Source organism: Clostridium sp. C8-1-8 (genome assembly GCF_009928445.1).
Taxonomy (GTDB): domain Bacteria; phylum Bacillota; class Clostridia; order Clostridiales; family Clostridiaceae; genus Clostridium_AR.
Map to the genome: position 1 here is coordinate 325,068 of NZ_JAABNO010000001.1, position 22,430 is coordinate 347,497.

Genomic DNA, 22,430 nt, shown 5'->3' on the forward strand with positions numbered 1-22,430 from the left:
GAGACTAAATTTCATATTAAATGCAAGTAAGGTAGGTGAGGAGTATAAATGAATATAATAGTTTGTGAGGATTCTGAAAAACAAAGAATAGATATCGTAAAACATATAGATAACATAATAAGAGAAAACTACTTAAATATGAAGGTTTATCTTTCTACAGAAAATCCCTATGATGTTATAAAGTCAATAAAAGATACTCCAGAGCTAAGTGTATATATTTTAGATGTAGATCTTAAATGTAATATTAATGGCATAGAATTAGCTGATAAAATTAGGGATAAGGATCCCTATTCTTTTATAATATTTATTACAAGTCATTCAGAAATGACTCATTTAACATTCAAATATAAGGTTGAAGCCTTTGATTACATAATTAAGAACTCTAGAGAAGAATTATACAGAGGGATTAGTGATGCTTTGTTAAAGATTAACATGAGGTTAGGCAATAGTATCCTTAGTGACAGTTTTTTTACCATAGAAGATGGTAGATCCATAACAAAGATTGACTTTAGAGATATACTATTTTTTGAAACCACAAGCACAAAAAGTAAAATAAAAGTCAACTGTTTTAATAGGAGCAAAGAGTTTTATAGTAAGCTCAAGGATATAGAACAATCTCTGGATGAAAGATTTATAAAGTGCCATAAGTCTTTTATAGTAAATATAGATAATATTCAGTCAATAAATAAAAAAGAGAAATTAATATATATGAGAAATGGACAGACCTGTTGCTTATCAAAGAGTTATACTAAAGTTTTGTTGGATAAACTTAAGCTTTAATTTGAACATGTTACATTAACAGAGCCTAACTTTAAAGAGTTCCTAAATCAAGTTTAGAGATAGGAACTCTTTACTAACTTTATAAGCTGTTACCAAATAGTAATCTTTTTTTTATTGATTTTAAAAAAGTCATTGTGTTATAATTTACAATGTCCTAGGAAAAATATGGTAATTATTCAGCTGAAATTAAATTATCTATAAATGGTGCATATTATTGTGCAAGGATCTTGTGATTAAATACAAGTAAGAAAGGAATTAACCTAATGAATAGAAAGTTAGTAGCTAGCCTACTGGTTATAACAATGGCCCTTTTCCAAGGGTGCAGTAAGGCTCAAGATAAGAAGAATGTAGCTTCTGATAGTACAAAAACTCAGGAAGCTTCTGATACCTCTAAAGATAAGGATTCCACAACAAACTCTACAGATCAAGATAAAACTGATTCTACAGATCAGGCAGCAGCTAGTGATAAGGATGATTCTGCAAGCAAAGCAAAAGAAGATAAATCCGATTCTAAAACCACTGAAAATTCAAATGCTAAAGAAACCTACATCGGTACTTGGGTAGTAAAAAAAGAAGTAGGTACTGGTCCGGTACAGACCTTAAGTAAGGCTGATATAAAAAAGATAGTAGGGAAAAAGTTAAGCTTTTCAAAGAGTAAATCAAGTTGTTTTGGAGAGAAGGTAAGTGATGTAAATAAGACTATAAACAATCCTGTATACAATAAAACATCTATATCTAAAAGTAAGTTTGATGAAGACAATAAAAATAAAGTAACCTTTGAGAAACTTGGCATAAAAGCTAACTCTCTTACTGAAATAAATGTTAAAGACTCAAAAGGAAACCGCTGTAACTTTTATATAAAAGACAAGAGTACATTGATTCTATATGGTGGTGGAGTATACTTTGAACTTGATAAAATCTAAAATACCAACCATATTAGAAAGAATAATAGTAGTTCTAATAGGCGCCTGATCACTCGGGTGCTTTTTCCTATTTGTTAATTATAACGTAGTAAGTTAAAATGGGGAAGATTATATTAAAAGACTTAATATATAACCATGCACAAGGTTATTAATATGTATAACAGAATGAAGATAAATAAAAAAGTATGGTTCAAAGTCAAAATAGTATATTTGGGAAGCTAAATAGTATATTTTGGTATATATGTATAGTGATTTAAATAAAAATCTGATAGTATTTATACACTGGATAAATTGTATAAATTTTTATATATCATTTTTGGGGAGTGGTGAAATATTTGTTATAGTAATAAAAGTAGCTCTGGAGATTTGCTTAAAAGTACATAATATAAAGTCGCTTTGATTGGATTTCTGGATAAGTAAATTTAATAATTTTCATAATTATGTTTTATATAATGGAGGGAGTTATGTCAAGCATCAGAGTATTAATTAATATTTCACTTAATGTTTTAGCTGTATTCATTGTTGCAGTTTATTATTATTTTATTATTTTATAAATTAAACGATAGTAATCTGCCCTATAAAGTTTCCTCCTTAAAAGCTATTATGGGCGGATACATATATAAATAGCTAAGGATAATTCCTTAGCTATTATATTTATTACTTCAAATCTATAGTGAACTTTGAAGCTTCATCTATATTATAAAATTTATCTAATCTACTAGATGCAATTCTATATTTCTTATCTTTTGAGACACCTTTAAATATCATATAAAAATCTGTTTGAAATCTTCATAGGCTACCTCCTGAAGAGCTCTTCATTAAACAAATATGAAAAAATTCGTAATTTCTATCAAGGAAATAAATAAAATCTAGTTTTCGCTAAATTGGTATGTGTAAATTATAAATGATTTACCAATTATTATGTATGCTATAATTAAGGATGTAACACTTCAATCCGAAATCTATTTTTAATACTCCTCTGAGTATTAAGAGAAAATTTGAATATATACATTTTAGTATGAAGTGGTACATCTATAAATAATAAAACAAGGTTAAACTATTATAACAGTAAGGGTAAGAAGGTGGCTTAGGTGGCAGATGATAGATATTATGTTGTGAGCGAGAGAGTGATTCCTGAGATATTATTAAAGGTATTAAAGGTTAATGAACTTCTATATACAGGTGAGGTTAAGGATATTACTGAGGGAATAAGGCAAGTTGGTATAAGCAGGAGTGCTTACTATAAGTATAAAGATCATGTGTTTCCTATGAGTGAAAGTATAAACTCTAAGAAGATAACTCTTGCAGTAAGCATGAGCCATGAGGCGGGAGTACTTTCAAAGGTTTTAGACAAAATTGCAGAAATAAAAGGAAACGTCCTTACAATAAATCAAGATATACCTATGAATATGATTGCTAATGCAACCATAACCTTGGATATTGCTGCGCTAGAAATTGATGTTAAGGCTTTGATTAAGCAGATTGATACACTTAAAGGAGTTATTAAAGTAAAACTATTTGCAATGGAATAATTTGTGTTATAATTACAATTAATATAAGATTATCAATCAACTTTTAATATTCAGAAAATTTGCTTTATAGTGTAAATGATATGATACTATTATAGGAAATTTTGATTAATTATATTTAAAGAAAAGATTATGATTTGAATATATCAAACCATTTTAGATTATATATTTATAACAAAGGAGTGGCGTAATTGAAGAAAGAAGTTTTTATTAATAACAGAAAAAGATTTTTTGAAAAATTAGAGGATGGATCAGTAGTAGTACTTTTAGCAGGAGAAGCTCCAAAAAAGACTGCAGATGAAGCATATCCTTTTACTCCAAATAGGAATTTTTATTACCTTACAGGTATAGATGAGGAAAAGCATAAGTTAGTTCTTTCCAAAGTAAACGGAGTGGTAGAAGAAGCTTTATTTATACAAAAACCAGACCCAATTAAGGAAAGATGGGTTGGTAAAACTATAAGAGATAATGAGGCTATAGAAGTATCTGGAGTAGAAGAAGTTTTATATTTAGAGGATTTTAATGGATATATTAATCAAAAGTTATCTTCTGGTAAAGTAAATGATCTTTATTTAGATTTAGAAAGAAGAAGCTATGAAGAAAGAACTACTTTAACAGAAGAATTTGCTAAGGAAGCAGCAGGATTATATCCATATGTGGCTATAAGAAATGTTTATGGTCTTATATCGGAGATTAGAACAATAAAGTCATCGGAAGAAATTGACGAGATGAGAGAGGCTATTAAGATAACTATTGATGGTGTAAACTCTCTAATGAAAAATGCAAAGTCTGGTATCAAAGAGTACGAACTTGAAGCATTTTTTGACTTTCATTTGAAGAAAAGTGGTATTAAAGATGTAGCTTTCAAAACAATAGCAGCAGCGGGAAAAAATGCAACAATTCTTCATTATGTAGATAATGACAGCATCATAAAAGAAGACGATCTTATATTATTTGATCTAGGAGCTCAATATAACTATTATAATGCAGATATAACAAGAACTTTCCCTATAAGTGGTAAATTTACAGCTAGGCAAAAGGAAGTATATGAAGCTGTGCTTAGGGTAAATGAGGCTATAATAGAAGCATTAAAACCAGGTGTTAACTATGTAGATATAAATAATAAGGCTACAGATTTAATTGCTGAAGAATGCATCAGGTTAGGTCTTATAAAAGATAAGAAAGATGTTAGAAATTATTATTGGCACAGCATAGGGCATGGTCTTGGTTTAGATACTCACGATGTTGGAGAAAGAAATGTAGATTTGAAGCCTGGTATGGTATATACAGTAGAGCCAGGAATATACATTGAAGAAGAGGGCATTGGAGTAAGAATAGAAGATGATGTTTTAATAACTGAAGGTGGTAATGAAGTTCTTACAAAGGACATGATAAAATCAGTTGAGGATATCGAAAAATTTATGGCCAATAGATAATTTCTTAATTTATAGGAGGAGATTAAATGAGGTTATTTCAAGGAAGGTATGGATTTGATCTCTTATCGAAGATATTAGTTTTATTAGGACTAATGTTCTTGGTTTGGAGAAACATAATTACTCTCACTATAGGTTTTGCTTTGGTGCTATATGCCACCTATAGGGCCTTTTCAAAGAATATAACAGCAAGAAGTAATGAAGCTTTCAAGTTTGAAAGTTTTATAAGAAATAAATTAGGAAACGTCTTGTCTCATAGAAATAATTATGGCAACGGAAATATGTATGGTAATAAAGGCTTTAATTTTGGCAACTATAAAGATAAGGCAGCTTCGTGGTATAACGAAAGAAAAAATTATAAAATAGTAAAATGTCCTAATTGCAGTCAAAAGTTAAGGCTTCCCAAAGGAAAAGGGAAGATAGTTGTTACTTGTAAAAAGTGTGCCAATGAGTTTAAAATGAAAACTTGATTTATGAGGAGATGTTTATATGTTTAATGAATTAAAAAAGGTTATGCTTGCAGGTGTAGGAGCAGTTGCAACTACTTATGAAAAAGCTAATGAAATAGTAAATGATATGGTGGAAAAGGGCAAGATAACAGTTGATGAAGGAAAAGAATTGTCTGAAGAGCTTTTGAGAGACTTTAAAGGAAAGGCGTCAACTACAACAAATAAGGTTATGGATAAGATTGATGATATGATGCCACTCACAAAGCAAGAACTAAATACTGAGCTACAGGATAAGGATATTCCTACAAGAATAGAATTTGATGCTTTGAAGGATAGGGTTGAATATCTAGAAAATAAGCTTTCAGAAATAATCGGAAAAGTTGCGATACAAAATATTGATGAAAATAAAGAACAACAATAAGGGGGCTTTTTGCACCCCTTTACCTTTATGTATTGAGGTGAACTATGAGAAAAGAAACACTAAAAAGATTTAGAGAGATAGTTAAGGTTTTTGCTTACTATGGTTTTGGATATTTAATTAATACCACTATGAAACCTTCTGCAAATAAATCACCAGAAAATTTAAGAAAAGCCTTTGTTGAACTAGGGCCTACTTTTATAAAAATTGGCCAAATTCTTAGTACTAGGACTGACTTATTACCGGAAGAATACACTAAGGAATTGGCTAAGCTTCAAGATGATGTGCCTTGGGAAGCTTTTAGTGTTATAGCAAAAGTATTTCAAGAAGAGTTTAATATGAACATTGATGATGTTTTTCTATATCTTGAGAGTGTTCCTCTGGCTTCTGCTTCAGTTGCTCAGGTACATAAAGGGGTTATGAAAGATGGAAGAGAAGTTGTAATAAAGATTCAAAGACCTAATATACGTGAGAAGATGGAACTGGATATTTCTATACTGAAGAGGATAGTAAAGCTAACAAAGACTAGGTTTAATGGAATGCTTATGGATCCTGTAGAGGCTCTGCAAGAGATTATGGATGCAACTAGCAAGGAACTGGATTTTGAAAGAGAACGGGATAATATAAGTAGATTTAAAATACTAAATAAGAGTGTTAAATGCATAGCAGTACCTTATGTGGTTGAAGAGTTTACTTCAACTAGAGTGCTTACTATGGAGAATATACAGGGGTTTAAGATCAATGATATCTATAATATAGTAAAAGAAGGATATGATAGGACAGATATTGCGAAAAAGCTTGCTCTTTCCTATTGTAAGCAAATATTTGATGATGGATTCTTTCATGGAGATCCACATCCAGGTAATCTTCTAATAAGAGATGGTAAGATATGTTTTATTGACTTTGGGCTTATGGGAGAACTTTCAGAATCAATAAAAGAATCATTAAATGATGCTATGATGGCTATAGCTTTAAAGGATATAGACAAAGTAATGGATTTCTTAATGGAGGTAGGAGTAAAGAAAGGTAGAGTAGATAGGACGGTATTATATGATGATATAGATTATCTCCTTTCCAACTATCTATCCACTTCCTTAAAAAATATAAGAATATCAACTTTACTTAGAGAAGTCTTTGATATTGCAGAAAGAAATAATATACAGCTTCCAACAGAACTAATAATACTTGTTCGAGGTATGGTTATATTAGAAGGCGTAATAGCTGAAATAGCTCCTGATATGAACATATTGGACGTTGCAATACCGTTTGTCAAGTCAAAAAACAAGTACTTTATCTTAAACAAGTTAAGAAGTGATGAACTGGCTTTAAAGACCTATACTATATTGAGAGATAGTATAAAGATTCCCTCAAAAATAGTAGAACTATCTGATAGCGTAATTCAAGGAAGAGCTAGGGTTAACCTTCAGATCCCAGACCTTGAAAAGACAGTTGATCATCTTAATAAGATGATAAATAGAGTAGTTTTCGGACTTATAGTAGCAGGTATGATCATTGGTTCATCTATAATAACTGGTTCCAATGTAGGCCCAAAGGTAAGGGATATATCAGTTATAGGTATAACAGGATACTTTGCTTCAGGAATATTTGCACTGTGGCTTCTGATATCAATAATAAGATCTGGTAATTTGAAGTAGAACAGGCCATACCGTCCAATTTTTGTTGAATGGTATGGCCTGTTTTTAAGAACGTATTCTATCTAGATTTAGTATCATCCTTATAATCAGGAAGCCCAGGAGTAAATGTATAAGGAAAAGTAGGCTGATAGTATGGATAATCCTTTTGTAGTCTATCTTTAAAGTACACTTCGTAAGCAGCTTTTGCTACATCTGCAGCTAAGAAACCATGTGCACCATCATACATTACTACAGCAACAACTACTTCAGGATCATTTATTGGAGCACAAGATACATAAACTCCATATGCGCTTCTTCCTATTGATTCCTGAGTTTGTTCGTTGTAAGTTGCTGTACCAGTTTTACCTCCTGTAGGTATTGGAAAGTCCTTAAATACTGAACTAGCAGTTCCTAAGTCATCTGTATTGGCTTGTTGCATACCTTGTTTTATTAAACTCAGGTTTGTAGGACTAATATCTATTTTATTTAATACCTCAGGTTTAAATTCTTGGACTACTTTACCTGAGGAGTCCGTTACTTTATCCACTAAATGTACCTTATATCTAGTACCACCATTTACTATAGTAGCGATATAGTTTGCTAACTGAACTATTGAGAAGTCATTCATACCCTGTCCTATGGATGCAAGAACTAATTGGGCAGGTGTGTTTATGATAGCAGTTTTATCATAGATAAATTGTTCAATAGCCTTTTTTACGTTATAGTTGGAGTATTTTTTGCCAGAGTCAGTATATTTCTTTACTCTATCTCCAAAAACCTTAGAATCTTTTTGGAGCTGATTAAGTAATGGATCTAGGCCTTTATCAAAATCATTTAACCCTACTATATTTGAGCTGTTTGTGTTCTTTATAAAGTTTAAAACATAGTCTTTAATTTTTTGTTTTGTGGCTTTTAAGTCATCACTGTCGTCATCTTTGTTTGCTATGTCTAGAGGTACAAAGGTAATACTATCACCATACTTTCCAGCCTCAAGAGCGTTAACAAGTTCAAATTTGGCATACAGTATAGTTTGCTCCTTAGCATATTGATAATTATAAGTCTGACCAAAACTTTCACCTATTTCTATTCCAGTGCTTCCTTTTGTTTTACTTTTAGGGTCGCTACCCATGCCTAGTTGCCAAGCATATTTAGCTAAACTGTCCAAGGCGGAAGTGTTCATTCCGTTTTTCTCATAAAGCTTTAGTCCAGTTTGGTAAAAGAAATAGTTACAGGAAACAGCTATAGCTTTTTTTATGTCTACTGCTGAACCATGATATCCATCATCATGAAATTGCTGGCTACCTAGTAATTTATCTGTAAAAGGAGCGGCATCATTGACAGTAGTTTTACCATCTATAACTCCTTCTTGAAGGCCTGCTAAAGCTGTAAGTGGTTTAAAGGTAGAACCAGGGTGAATAAGCCCAGTGGTAGCATAGTTATAAAAAGGCTTAGGAATAAGATCATATGGATCTTGTCTTACACCACTTTTATCTTTTGGAAACAAATCATCAACAGTCTTATTTAGATGATGTTTGTTTATGAAGTCCTGCCCAAGCTTATCGTAGTCTGGGGAGAAGTAGTGCTTAGATACTTCTGGAGTAAGTAGGCTAGGATCAGAAATAATATTAGCATCATAGCCTGGATAACTGGATAGTGCTAGCACTCTACCTGTCTTGGCCTCCATAACTATAGCGGCGCCTCTTGTTGCATTAAAGTTGCTTTTATTTCCATCCTCGTGATCTACATATTGTGTTGCTACAAAATTAAGTCTATCTTGTAGAGTTTTATCAACTGCATATTGAATATCTTTATTTAGAGTAAGGTATATATTTTCGCCAGGAGTAGAGGCTTGCTTAAATAGTTCTTCAGTTTTTCTTCCTTCAGAATTTACATTCACAATTGTGTGCCCTGTATTACCCTTCAATACAGACTCGAAAGCTGATTCTATGCCTGATTTACCTATAAGGTCAGTGGATACGTCATAGCCTCTTTCTTCATATTTGTCTTTCTTTGAACTATCTATTGAGGAAACATAGCCTATTACACCAGAAGCTAAAGTATCTTTTCCATAGGGATAAGTTCTCATTGGTTCTACAGATACATCTATTCCTGGTAAGTCATTAAGCTTTTGATAAAAGATATAAGGAGTATCTTGCTTTAGATTATATGCTATTGTAATAGGTTTAAAATTTGAAGAGCCTTGCATTTTTATAGCATCTTTTACTAACATATATCTTCTAAGTTCTTGAATAGGATATTTTTTTAATAGTGTTGTTGCTATTTCCTTAGGTGTATAACTATTTCTATAAATCTTCTTTTCTTTATCTGTGGGATTCAGTATGTCGTACATATTGTAGTATTTTAGTAGATAATTAAAAGTGTCTTCTGCACTAATTTTTAAAAGTTTTTCATTGATTTGATTTTCTTCATCAAAGGTAAGATCGCTTTTATCCTTTAAAGCGGGGATAGTCTTTTTTACAACATCATTAAGATTTCTAGATCGTTTAAAGGATATTTCTTGATTTTTTCGAGTATCGTCAGAATCACCAGTAAAATCAAAGTAGGGTTTTCCATCTTTATCTATTTTAAGTTTAAAGCTGTCTTGCTGTTCGTCGCCTCTATCGTCTAATATCTTAAATACCTTTCTCATGGTATCATAAAACTTCGCTGAAGACTCATCCGTTGTAGTAAAAGTAAGCTTATAAATAGTCTTGTTAGTAGCTAATATATTACCTGAAGAATCAAATATCTTACCTCTTGCAGCTTTTTCTGATATAACTCTCCTTGATCTAGTGTTAGCTTTTTCTGTATAATCATCATATTTAAAAACTTGTAGATATATCAACCTTGATATTATACATATAAAGACAAATAGCATTATCATTAGAAGCGCGTTAAATCTATTTAAAATTTTCCGTTTTTCCTTTTTTTCTTTCATAACATACCACCCTTCATAAACTTGAAAAAAATTATATAATTATAAAATTATAACAAGTATTATTTTTACATAAAACTGGATATATTTCTATACTTATTTGGTAACAATAGTATATTTTTAGAAAAATCTCTATAAATATTCATCAAATTATAAGTATATTTTTTTCATCATTCAAAGTATAATTCTTTTATAAAGTTAGAAACGAAGAAAGGCTATATCTATGGAGGAAAATTCTATATTACATTATTGTGATAAAAAACAATACTTAAAGGGAATACAATGTTATGAAGATAGTCTAGTTGAGGATTTTTCAATAAATATAAAATCATTAGAAGGTAAGGGGGGGCACTCTTATTTTATAGATACATATGTGAAATCAGATATTAACGATGATAGGTATAATGTACGTATTTCATTAAATGATAATGTTGGCTTTACAAGCTTCAATTGTAATTGTAAGTTCTTTCATCAGGACTATAGAAGAAAAGGAATATGTAAGCACATAGCTGCAGTAATGGTGAAGTTTTTTAGAGAAAAACAGAATACTGTAGCTTACAAAAGAAATAATCTACAAGTTAGAAAGATTTTTGATGAGATGAGTACAGTCTTATTGAACCAAGATCGAGAAGAACTTAATCTGAGTGTTAAACTTGAGTTTAATAGAATGAATTTTGTTGAAAGCTCAATTGAAATAAAGGTGGGGAAAGAAAAACTTTTTCTAGTAAAGGACATAAAGGAATTTTTGCAAGCTTATGATGATGGGAAAATAATAAGTTTATCTAAAAATTTTGAGTTTAATGGAGCTATTCATTATTTTGGTGAAGACAGTAAGCTGATTATAGAGCTTATAAGAGAGATAGATGAAAATGATAGGCTTACAAGAAATTTATACAATTATTCTACTCCGAATATGAGATTGATAGAAGGTAGAAAGGCTTATCTGTCTTTAACTCAATTAAAAAGACTTCTTAGAACGATTAAAGGAGATATAGATTGTAGCATCAATGGAAGAGAATATAGCGGTGTAAAGATAATTGAAGACAATCCAATGAATTTTATAATTAATGCTTATGAGAATACAATAAAACTTTCCTACGGCGAAGATATTCCAATAGCATTAACTTCTAAAAATGATGTATTGTTTCTTAATAATAATATATACTTGCCCGACGAAAATAGTATCAAAGTGCTTAAGCCCATAATTAATATTTTAAAAAAGGAAGCTTCAATATCTTTTGAAAATGAGGATAGAGATAAGCTTACTTCTTTGGTGTTGCCTACTTTAAGCCAACATAGTAGTTTTGTTAACATAGATGAGGTGTCTAGGGAAGAGCTAGAGGTAGTACCTCTTAAAGCTAGATTTTACATGGATAGAGACAATGACAATATATTTTTAGATATAGTTTATTGTTACGGACAGTATGAGATTGATGCTCTTAAAGAAGTAGACGTACCTAAATATATCATTAGAGAGAAGGTTAAAGAGCAAGACATTGTAAATACAATAAATAGCTATGGTTTTATTCAAGAAGATAGGTTTGTTCTTGAAGATGAAGAAAAGGTAGTGGAATTTTTAAGACGGGGAGTGGTGTCCCTATCAGGTTTAGGCGAGATTTATTATTCTGAGAGTTTTAAAAAGCTAAAGGTATATACTCCTAGTAGTTACAAAGGTGCCATAAGAATGAGTGACAATGGACTTTTAGAAATATATTTTTCTATTGAAGGGGTAGATAGTAGAGAGCTATGGAACATTTTTGCCTCAATAAAGCAGAAAAAGAAATACTATAAGCTCAAAAATGGTGATTTTATAACCCTTGAAGAGAAGGAATTAAAGGTTTTAGAAGAAATACTTGCTTATGCAGAGGTAAGGAAAGATGAACTTAATAATGGATACTTTAAGGTGCCTTCTTATAAAGGATATTACATAGAAGATATTATAGAAAAAAATCAACTAGAATTTATGAAGAGCACAAGAGAATTTGATAATCTGTATTTTAGAACAAAGAAAATGGATGTTTCAGATATTGATATACCAAAAGCTTTTGGTAAGATTATGAGAGACTATCAGAAGGATGGATTTAGATGGTTTAATATGCTCTATGAATTTAGATTTGGTGGTGTATTGGCGGATGAGATGGGGCTTGGAAAAACTCTTCAGACTATAGTTTTTTTAAAGTCAATAAATATTGGATTGCCAGCTTTAATAGTAGTGCCTAGTTCTCTTGTATATAATTGGAGAGATGAATTTGAAAAATTTGCACCTGATACAAAGGTGGCAATTGTTCAAGGGGATAAAGAGCTTAGAGAAAGCTTGTTAAGCCAATATGAAGATTATAATGTTGTCATCACTTCATATGCTCTTTTAAGAAGAGATATAGAGTTATATTCAAATAAAGAATTTTCTGTATGCATAATTGATGAGGCACAAAATATTAAAAATCATAATTCTCAGAATGCTAAAAGTGTAAAGAAGATAAAAGCAAGTTGTAGGTTCGCTCTAACTGGAACTCCTATAGAAAACAATCTTGGAGACTTATGGTCAATATTTGATTTTATAATGCCAGCATATCTTTTGAGCAAGATGAACTTTTCTACTAGATATGAGGCACCTATCATGAAGGATAGAGATACAGGAGCACTAGAAGAATTAAATAGAAAGATAAAGCCATTTATACTTAGACGAACTAAGAATATGGTACTGGAACAGCTGCCTCCTAAGATAGAGTATTCTATCTCCGTTGATATGCTTGATAAGCAGAAGAAGATATATGCATCCTATTCTAAGGCCGCATTAAGAGAATTTGAGAAGCAGGGGTTAGATGTTCCTAAGCTTAAAGTACTTGGAGCATTAACGAGACTTAGGCAGATATGTAGCGATCCCTCTGTGCTCATTGAAGGATATAAGGGACATAGCGGAAAGCTTGAGGCTTTAATGAATATAGTAGAAAAGTCAAAGGCAAATAGAAGAAAAATCTTAGTTTTTTCTTCTTTTACAACTGTGCTTAAAAATATAGCAGTTCATCTTGAGGATAATAATATAGCATATCTTTACTTAGATGGTGATACTGATATAAAAGAAAGAACTGAGATGGTAAAGCGCTTTAATCTTGGAGAAGATTTGGTATTTCTTATATCACTAAAAGCAGGTGGTACTGGACTTAACATAACAGGAGCAGAGATAGTGGTTCACTATGATCCGTGGTGGAATCCAGCAATAGAAGAACAAGCTACTGATAGAGCTCATAGAATAGGCCAAAGGAAAGCTGTAGAAGTTATTAAACTTATTACTAGAGGTACAATAGAAGAACGTGTATATGATCTGCAGAGAAAGAAAAAGGAGTTTATACAAAAGATAATAGGTGAAGACATAAAAGATTATAATACTTTTAGTGATATGTCCCTAGAAGATCTTAAAGATTTATTCAGATAGATTTTTTACTGATTTCTAGTTTTTTATGGAACATACTGATATCTATGTAAATTTTAAGATAGTCATAAACTTTTCTTAAGGTTAACTTAAGTTTTTAGCCCTAAAATAATAATATAAGTTAAGAAAATAATTATAATTGAAAAGGGTGGTATTATAATGAATATTTTTAAGGGATTCATTAAAAGTTTTTATGACTTCAAAAGTTATGCTGTTTTTAAAAAGCAATCAGGGGGAAAATCATTTCTTTATAGCTTACTTTTAGCTATTGTTTTTTCTATAGTAGCCTTCGGTCCGATTACATACAAAGTAAACAGTACTATGAAGGATTTAGCTAGTGAGTATACTGAGAAGGTTCCTGATTTCAAGATAGAAGGTGGAGAACTGAAAATACCTGATAATAAAAGTGCTGAAATAGTAATGGATAAGAGCACTTTTGTACTAGATAACACTTCTGATGTTAATGTCTTGGCTGATAAATATAAGAATGCTGTGATCTTTGGAAGAGATAGTTTAGTTGTAAGAACAGATGGTACAACTGCTTTAAATCAAAAATACTCTATGATGAACTTAAAGGTTGGAAAAGCTGATATTGGAAAGTTTTTAGACATGCATGCTACATTAGCAGCATTGCTATTTGGATTCTCAGCTATTACATTTATGATAGGATTTTATATTAGAGCATTATTAGTTGCATTGTTGGGAACAATATTTAAAGGTGAAACAACCTTTGGTCAAAGATACAAATTAAGTTTATATGCTACAACTCCTTCAGTGGTGTTAAGTGCAATATTTGCAGTAGCGGGATTAAACTTCCGTGGCACTACAATATTACCTTTTGTTATAGGTCTTGTATATTTATACCTTGGTATTCAAGGAATAAATAAGGCTGAATTAGAAGAATTGGCTGATGAACTATAATATAATAAAGCTATTGACATTGTTTTTAATGTAAACTAATATAATATATAGAAATACATTGAAGAGAAGAGTAATGATATGGACTGCCTATAAGAGAGCTGGGGTAGGTGAAAGCCAGTGACAGAAAGTTTCATGAATATGGACTCGGAGTAGATTTCCTGAATTTTTAGGGAAGTACGGTAGCAACCGTTACATTGCAAAGTGATGAAAGCTTTTAGTGGAGTCACTTAATGAGGTATCTATTGTGAGATAGATATAAAGTAGAGTGGTACAGCGTGAATTCGCCTCTGCATGGACATATATAGTCTATGCAGAGGCTTTTTATTTTGGCTATGTTTAATTTCAACATACTACTTTAACAGAATCTTTGTTTTATAGGTTAATATTAATTATTAGAAGATGCTAAGCTGGTTTGTTTTATACTAGCAATAGCATAAAGAAAACTTATGAATGGTCATACTTAATATAATTTTATGAGCTTCATAATTATGTATAATTATTAATCTATAGAATAATGAAGGAAATAATATAAATATAATATACATTAGGAGGACATAGATATGTGTAAAAAACCATATTACATTACAACACCAATTTACTATCCATCCGCAAATCTACATATAGGAAATACCTATACTACAGTTGCAGCAGATGCACTTGCTAGATTTAAGAGACTTACAGGATATGATGTTATGTTTCTTACAGGCACAGATGAGCATGGACAAAAGATACAAAGAATAGCAGAAGAAAAAGGGGTTACACCTAAAGAATATGTAGATGAGATAGTAGCAGGTATAAAGAGTTTATGGGAGCTTATGGATATAAGTTATGATAAGTTTATAAGAACAACAGATGACTATCATATCAAAGCAGTTCAGGATATATTTAAAAAGCTATATGATCAAGGTGATATATATAAGGACTCATATGAAGGTTGGTACTGCACTCCTTGTGAATCCTTCTGGACAGAAACTCAACTTGTAGATGGAAAGTGCCCTGATTGTGGTAGACCAGTGGAAAAGGCTAAGGAAGAAGCCTATTTCTTCAAGATGAGTAAATATGCAGATAGATTGATACAATATATCGAAGAGCATCCTGAGTTCATACAACCAGAGTCCAGAAAGAATGAAATGCTAAATAACTTCTTGAGGCCAGGGCTTCAAGATCTTTGTGTATCAAGAACAAGCTTTAATTGGGGTATACCAGTAACCTTTGATACTGATCACGTAATATATGTATGGATTGATGCGCTTTCAAACTATATAACAGCCTTAGGTTATGGTAATGAAGATACAGCTCTTTACCAAAAGTTCTGGCCAGCAGATGTTCACTTAATAGGAAAAGATATATTAAGATTCCATACAATATATTGGCCAATTATGTTAATGGCTCTTGACCTTCCGTTGCCAAAGCAAGTATTTGGTCATGGTTGGTTACTAGTAGATGGTGGGAAGATGTCAAAGTCAAAGGGTAATGTAGTAGATCCTGTGGCTCTTGTAAATAGTTTTGGAGTAGATCCTGTTAGATATTATCTTCTTAAAGAAATACCATTTGGATCTGATGGACTATTTAATAATGAGATATTTATAAAGAAAATAAATTCAGATCTTGCCAACGATTTAGGAAATCTTTTATCAAGAACAATAACTATGATAGAAAAATACTTTGACAGTGTTGTTCCAGCTCCAACTGCAAAAGAAGCAATTGATGATGAATTAATAGGATTGGCTTTAGCTACTCCTGGAAAAGTAGAAGCTGCAATAGATGAATTAAAGATTCCTGAAGCCTTAGAAGCTATATGGAGCTTGATTGGTAGAGCTAATAAATATATAGATGAAACTACTCCTTGGATACTTGCGAAAGACGAAGCTAAGAAGGAAAGGCTTGGAACAGTTTTATATAACCTAATAGAAAGCTTAAGATTTGCTTCAGTTATGATATCTGCGTTCTTGCCAACAACAAGTACAAAGATTAATGAACAGATAAATGCTGAGGTTACAACTTGGAACAGTCTTTCAGCTTTTGATGGAACTAGTGCTGGTAATAAGGTTAATAAAGGTACAGTTATATTCCCAAGAATAGATGTAGATGCAAAGTTAGCAGAATTAGAAGCCCTAAGAGAAGCTCAGCTTCAAGCTTCAAAGAAATCTGAGATGAAACCAATTAAAGAGGAAATAACTATTGAAGATTTTGAAAAAATAGACTTAAGAGTTGCGAAAGTAATTGCTTGTGAGCCTGTAAAAGGTGCTAAGAAGTTATTAAAACTTAAGGTGGATTTAGGTGGAGAAGAAAGACAGGTTATATCTGGAATATCACAATACTATAAGCCAGAAGAGCTTGTTGGCAAGAATATAGTTTTAGTGGCTAACCTAAAACCTGTAAAGCTTAGAGGAGAACTTTCTCAAGGAATGATTCTTGCAGCAGCTACTGATGATGACGGTAATTTGTTTGTAGTTGATCCAGGCAATATTGAAACTGGAAGTGTTGTAAGATAAGAACTATCAAAAACTCGTCTATAACGTAGGCGAGTTTTTGCTTAATCAATATTAAATAGGGGGCTAAATAAATGAAAGTAATTATAGGTAATTCTTGGCCTTATGCCAATGGTTCATTGCATTTAGGTAGGTTATCATCTGTAATTCCAGGAGATGTACTTGCTAGGTACCATAGAGCGAAAGGTGATGAGGTTATATTTGTTTCAGGCAGTGACTGTCATGGAACACCTATAGCCATAAAAGCTAAGGAAGAAAAGAAGGCTCCAAGAGAGATCTCAGATTATTATCATAGAGAGTTCGAGCACTGTTTTAAATCATTAGGAATATCCTATGATGTGTATGATAAAACCGACAGCTCCAATCATCATAAGGTGGTAAAAGAGTATATAAAGGAATTATACGATAATGGATTTATATATGAAAAAGTTGTAGCTCAAACTTACTGTGAAAGCTGTAATCAATTTCTTCCAGATAGGTATATTGAAGGTATATGTCCTCATTGTGGAGGAGTTGCCAGAGGAGATCAATGTGAACAGTGTTCAGAAATTCTTGATCCTGAAGATTTGATAGATAGAAAATGCAAGATATGTGGTTCAGAGCCAGTTGTAAAAGAAAGTAGACATCTATTTTTTAAACTCTCTAGTTTTGATAAAAAGCTAAGAAAAGTGTTAGATTCAGAGCATGGTTGGAGAGATAATGCAGTAAGATTAACTGAAAGATATATCAATGATGGACTTAGAGATAGGGCTGTAACCAGAGATTTAGAGTGGGGAATAGATGTACCTATTGAAGGCTTCGAGGATAAAAAGATATATGTTTGGATTGAAGCGGTTATGGGCTATCTTTCAGCTTCTCTTAGATGTTGCAATGACGATAGAAATCTGCTTAAGAAATTCTGGAGTGAAAAGGATAGTAGAGTATACTTGATTCATGGAAAAGATAATATTCCTTTCCATACAGTTATATTTCCTTCAATACTTTTTGCACTTGGATTCGAAGATGTGAACCTTAGAATAGTATCAAGTGAATATTTGAATCTTGAAGGGAAAAAATTCTCAACTAGTAGAAACTGGGCAGTGTGGGTGCCTTATATTATAAAACATTATAATCCAGACTCTATAAGGTACTTTTTAATGTCAAACGGTCCTGAAAAGAGAGATTCAGATTTTTCATGGAGAGAGTTTATAAATGCGCACAATAGTGAACTTTTAGGGGGCTTTGGCAACTTTATCAACAGAACGCTGACTTTTATCAACAAAAACTATAATGGAATTCTATACAACTGTGGATTAAATTTAAAAATAAGAGATGACATACAAAAGACTTATATTAATGCAGGAAAAAGCATTGAGAATGGTGAGTTTAAAGATGCGATAAACACTATATTTGCTTTAGTAAAGAGAGGTAACAAGCTTTTTGACGAACAAACACCGTGGATAACCATCAAGGAAGATGAAAAAAGATGTAAAGAAACACTATACAACTGTGTTCAGATTATAGCTAATTTATCAAACTTACTAAATCCTATAATACCTTTTTCCTGTGAAAAGTTAAGAGGATTTCTAGGTATAGAGAAAGCTAGTTGGAGTTTCGTAGAGCTAAAAGATATTAAAATAAACAATATAGATTTGTTATTTGAAAGAATTGATAAGAAGACGATTGAATATGAGGTTATGAGATTAAAAGCTGGAAAGGCCTAGATAGTAAAAAATTACCCTTGAAAGTATGTGTAAGGGGAACAACTTTCAAGGGTTTTAGCCTATTTATAAATGGTTTTAAGGGGTAAAATTATTTTGTGCTTAGCTACTTTACATATATAACTATAGACTACTAATATGTCGGTTTGATGTCAAAATCATAAAAAAATTATGAACATAAAACTTAACTTTGTTCTTCTATAGCCTCAATATCTAATATCTTAATAGATTTTCTATCATAATCTATAAGACCTTCCTCTTTCATTTTTATTAGTTCTCTCGATAGTGAAGGGCGTTGAACACCTAGTTTATCAGACCATTCTTTTTTAGTCATATTAAGTTCTATTAAAGAGTTTTCTGATTTATTGTATATTATCATCAAATAATGACATATCATCTGACGTAATGACTTCATACTTACTTGTTTTAACTTGGAGCTTAAGGCAACTGCTTTATTAGACAGTATTCTAAATAATTTAAGCATGAACACATGGTCTTTTTCACATAGTTCATATACTGCTTCCTTTGCTATATGAAGTACCTCAGAAGGTTCTTTGCATATAACCGACATTGGATACTGATTCCTATCTCCAAATAATAAGTTTTCACCAAACACATTTCCGGTTTCTATGGTGGAAACCACAAGTACATTGCCATCAGAATCAAATTTTTGTATATCAATTTTGCCAGCTAGAATAACACTAAGATGCTTGCATTGCTCATCCTCTATAAAGATAATATCATTTGTACCATAGCGTTTTAAGGATGATTTACTATTTGAAAGTATGGGTTTAAGATTTTCTTCAGTAAAATGGGAAAATAACTTGCATTTTTGAAGATTTATAATTATTGAACTAGTATTATTCATATTATCACCAACCATATAAAGATACTTTAAAAGTGCATAATTTTAAACTATATAAAAATCACTATAGCCTAAACAAAATGCTACTTTTATATTAATAGATATTATATCTAAAGATATATAAATTAACAACTTTACAGACAAATTTGTGGTATGAATTTTGTTTATATTTTAAGAAGCTAGTTTTAAAGGAGTAGGATCTGTTAACGCATTGCCTTGAAATTCCTTAATAACCGCTTAAGTTTAACAATATTATTAAGCTTAGCTAAATCTAAACTTAAATACAGGTACTGTTTAGTTGAAAGAATACTATTAGACATAGAGTAAAGATAAGATGATTTTAGAAGGGATTGATTTTTATGAAATACTTCTTTGGCGTTTTAATTGGAGCTATCATTGGGTATATAACCAATTGGGTAGCTATTAAAATGCTATTTAGACCACATTATGAGAAAAGAGTATTTGGCTTTAAGGTACCTTTTACACCGGGACTTATACCTAAGGAAAAAAGCAGGATATCTAAGAGCATAGGCGAAACTGTAGGTAATCATTTACTTACTAATGAAGTTATTGTAAATGCCTTGAACAATGATAATATAAAGATGCATCTTAAAAATATAATAAAAGAACAAATAACTGAGCTTTCTAAAACAAATAAATCTATTAATGAAGTATTACAATTAAAGATTGGCAAGTGTTATGCCGAATTAAGAATGAGAACTGAGTATAAAATATCAGACTATATATTAAATAGATTTAATGATGAAGGGTTTATTGATGATGTTTCAAAGTTTGTAACAGATAAAATAATAATTGGATTATCAGAAAAACCAGATAAGTTAAAGGCTGTTTTAGAGAGTGATAAGTTTTATGTAATGTTTCTAAACAAATTTACTAATGAAGAAGATAAGGAAAAGCTTTCAAGTTTAATATATCGCAAGCTAGACGAGGATTTAAATAAGTTTATAAATGAAGATAAGTCTGTAGAAGAACTAATTCCTTCAGAAGTATTTGCAGCCTTAAAGGTTTATATGTTCAACGAAAGGAATAGTATAGTAAATACACTTTTATCTATGCTTAGAGAGCAAGAAGTAGAGATTAAAATTAAAGAAGCTATAAAGAATAATGTCATATCAGGCATGAATCCCTTAGCGTCAATGTTTATAAATGTAGATTCTTTATATGACAAATTTCTTGCTGCTGTAGATGGTTATCTTGGGGTAGAAGATAATATAGTCTATATAGTATCCTATCTTGGAGAAGCTGCATCAAACTTTGGTAAGAAAACAGTTGGTGAAGTTTTGAGCGCAGTTCCGCAGCACTCAAGACAAAGTATAATGAATAATATATCAAAATCTATAATAGAAAAAGCCTTATCAAAGGAAGTAATAGGTGAAGGATTGAAGCTTATTACAGATAAAATAGATGATTTTCAGTCATATCATCAAATTTTAATTAGAATATCAGAGAACTATCAGGATAAGATAACGGATTACATAAGAGGGGTATTGAAAAATACGTTTAAGAGTAGTGATATTTCTGTTGAAATTAACAAAGTTATAAAGATAACTTTGGATGATATACTAGATAACTCAATATCTATAGCAATGCCTTATGATAATAAAGTAGTTGATGAAATATACAGTATAGCTGAAAGGGTTTATGATAAATTTATCAATAATGAGGCTTCTAGTATTATTAATCTAATTAATATACCCAAAGTAGTGGAAAAACAAATTAACTCTTTTGACGTAGATTATGCGGAAAAGATAATATTAGAAATTGCAAACAAAGAGTTGTCAGCTATAACTTGGCTTGGAGCACTTTTAGGCGGTATATTAGGAATATTATCTCCGTTACTTGCTAGTATAGGATCATAATTGTATATTATTGTTAATTTATGACAATAATTAGATATTAGACTTGCTCGGAAATTATCGATATTGATGGAATTGTTTGAAAATTCAATTTGACAGCTTATACATCTTATGTGATAATTTATATATTCGATTTTGCGAGGTGAATATTATGGGTGATTTAACATTAAATATATTTGATACCCATGCTCATTATGATGATGAATCATTTGAAGAAGATAGAGCTGAAGTTGTAAAACGTATTCAAGACAATGGAGTTATAGGAGTACTTAATTGTGGATCCTCAATGCATGGTGCTGAGATGTCAGTTAAGTTAGCTAAAGAGTACGACATATTCTATGCAGCAGTAGGAATACATCCAGAAAACGCCAATGAGTTTAATGACGAAAACTTTAGAAGAATAAAAGAATTAGCTAAGTATGATAAGGTAAAGGCAATTGGTGAAATAGGACTTGATTATTATTGGGAGGAAAACCCACCTAAGGAAGTTCAAAAGAAAGCCTTTAGAGCGCAAATGCAGCTGGCAGATGATTTGGGATTGCCAGTAGTTATACATGATAGAGAAGCACATGGGGATACTCTTGAAATAATTAAAGAATTCCCAAATGTAAAAGGAACTATTCATTGTTTTTCTGGAAGTGTTGAGTTTGCCAAGGAATGCCTAAAGTTGGGATATTATATAGGTTTTACTGGTGTAGTGACCTTTAAAAATGCTAAGAAGATTCTAGAAGTAGCTAGTGAAGTTCCCCTAGATAGAATGTTAGTAGAAACAGATTGTCCTTATATGGCTCCTACGCCCTATAGAGGTAAGCGAAATCAATCTGACTATATAAAATATATAATAGAGAAATTGGCAGAGATAAAAGGATTGGAACCAAAAGAAATTAATGAGCATTTTATAAAAAATATAAAAGAGTTGCTAAAGCTACAATAATGAGTTAAAATATACATACTGTTTTTTACAATTTATGGAAGCAGAAAATAATAGTAATAACTTTATGATAAAACTAATATATATATACAGTAATAAACTTGGGCCATTTA

General features: G+C 31.2%; 15 protein-coding genes and 1 other annotated feature. Of the genes, 13 read left to right on the forward strand and 2 right to left on the reverse strand.

Annotated elements, in window-relative coordinates:
* Nucleotides 1-48 precede the first annotated feature (48 nt).
* The 7 genes from GXK57_RS01365 to GXK57_RS01395 all read left to right on the forward strand — a co-directional run bounded on the left by GXK57_RS01365 (nt 49) and on the right by GXK57_RS01395 (nt 7,187).
* Nucleotides 49-780 (forward strand): LytTR family DNA-binding domain-containing protein, encoded by a 732-nt coding sequence (locus tag GXK57_RS01365; RefSeq protein WP_160670304.1) that lies wholly within the window; start codon nt 49-51, stop codon nt 778-780.
* 263 nt (nt 781-1,043) lie between these two features.
* Nucleotides 1,044-1,703 (forward strand): hypothetical protein, encoded by a 660-nt coding sequence (locus tag GXK57_RS01370; protein ID WP_160670307.1) that lies wholly within the window; start codon nt 1,044-1,046, stop codon nt 1,701-1,703.
* A gap of 1,091 nt (nt 1,704-2,794) precedes the next feature.
* Entirely contained in the window at nt 2,795-3,235 is a 441-nt protein-coding gene (locus GXK57_RS01375) for an ACT domain-containing protein (RefSeq protein WP_160670310.1), read from the forward strand.
* A 188-nt stretch (nt 3,236-3,423) separates the two neighbouring features.
* Entirely contained in the window at nt 3,424-4,668 is a 1,245-nt protein-coding gene (locus GXK57_RS01380) for an aminopeptidase P family protein (protein WP_160670313.1), read from the forward strand.
* A 26-nt stretch (nt 4,669-4,694) separates the two neighbouring features.
* Entirely contained in the window at nt 4,695-5,135 is a 441-nt protein-coding gene (locus GXK57_RS01385; RefSeq protein WP_160670316.1) for a hypothetical protein, read from the forward strand.
* A gap of 19 nt (nt 5,136-5,154) precedes the next feature.
* Complete coding sequence (locus GXK57_RS01390; protein ID WP_160670319.1) at nt 5,155-5,535, forward strand: phasin family protein; 381 nt, start codon at nt 5,155-5,157, stop codon at nt 5,533-5,535.
* Between the two features lie 44 nt (nt 5,536-5,579).
* Nucleotides 5,580-7,187: an AarF/ABC1/UbiB kinase family protein gene (locus GXK57_RS01395; protein WP_160670322.1), complete on the forward strand. Its 1,608-nt coding sequence runs from the start codon at nt 5,580-5,582 to the stop codon at nt 7,185-7,187.
* A gap of 58 nt (nt 7,188-7,245) precedes the next feature.
* On the opposite strand, the gene GXK57_RS01400 is transcribed toward GXK57_RS01395, so the two are convergent.
* Nucleotides 7,246-10,104 (reverse strand): penicillin-binding transpeptidase domain-containing protein, encoded by a 2,859-nt coding sequence (locus GXK57_RS01400; protein ID WP_160670325.1) that lies wholly within the window; start codon nt 10,102-10,104, stop codon nt 7,246-7,248.
* A gap of 220 nt (nt 10,105-10,324) precedes the next feature.
* On the opposite strand from GXK57_RS01400, the gene GXK57_RS01405 reads away from it, so the two are divergent.
* The 4 genes from GXK57_RS01405 to metG (GXK57_RS01420) all read left to right on the forward strand — a co-directional run bounded on the left by GXK57_RS01405 (nt 10,325) and on the right by metG (GXK57_RS01420) (nt 18,647).
* On the forward strand, nt 10,325-13,534 hold the full coding sequence (locus GXK57_RS01405; RefSeq protein WP_160670328.1) for an SNF2 helicase associated domain-containing protein: 3,210 nt from the start codon (nt 10,325-10,327) through the stop codon (nt 13,532-13,534).
* Between the two features lie 156 nt (nt 13,535-13,690).
* Nucleotides 13,691-14,452: a DUF1189 domain-containing protein gene (locus tag GXK57_RS01410; protein WP_160670331.1), complete on the forward strand. Its 762-nt coding sequence runs from the start codon at nt 13,691-13,693 to the stop codon at nt 14,450-14,452.
* Nucleotides 14,453-14,501: 49 nt separating this feature from the next.
* Nucleotides 14,502-14,744: a binding site (T-box leader), on the forward strand.
* 268 nt (nt 14,745-15,012) lie between these two features.
* The gene (metG, locus tag GXK57_RS01415) at nt 15,013-16,947 is read left to right on the forward strand and encodes a methionine--tRNA ligase (RefSeq protein WP_160670334.1); all 1,935 of its coding nucleotides are present in this window, start codon (nt 15,013-15,015) and stop codon (nt 16,945-16,947) included.
* A gap of 71 nt (nt 16,948-17,018) precedes the next feature.
* On the forward strand, nt 17,019-18,647 hold the full coding sequence (metG, locus tag GXK57_RS01420) for a methionine--tRNA ligase (protein WP_160670337.1): 1,629 nt from the start codon (nt 17,019-17,021) through the stop codon (nt 18,645-18,647).
* A gap of 181 nt (nt 18,648-18,828) precedes the next feature.
* Here the strand turns inward: metG (GXK57_RS01420) and GXK57_RS01425 are convergent, their stop codons facing one another.
* Entirely contained in the window at nt 18,829-19,512 is a 684-nt protein-coding gene (locus GXK57_RS01425; RefSeq protein ID WP_160670340.1) for a Crp/Fnr family transcriptional regulator, read from the reverse strand.
* A 356-nt stretch (nt 19,513-19,868) separates the two neighbouring features.
* Here GXK57_RS01425 and GXK57_RS01430 point away from each other — a divergent pair, with 356 nt between their 5' ends.
* Entirely contained in the window at nt 19,869-21,389 is a 1,521-nt protein-coding gene (locus GXK57_RS01430; protein ID WP_160670343.1) for a DUF445 family protein, read from the forward strand.
* 148 nt (nt 21,390-21,537) lie between these two features.
* A complete protein-coding gene (locus tag GXK57_RS01435; protein ID WP_160670346.1) occupies nt 21,538-22,320 on the forward strand; it encodes a TatD family hydrolase in 783 nt (260 codons plus the stop codon).
* Nucleotides 22,321-22,430 lie beyond the last annotated feature (110 nt).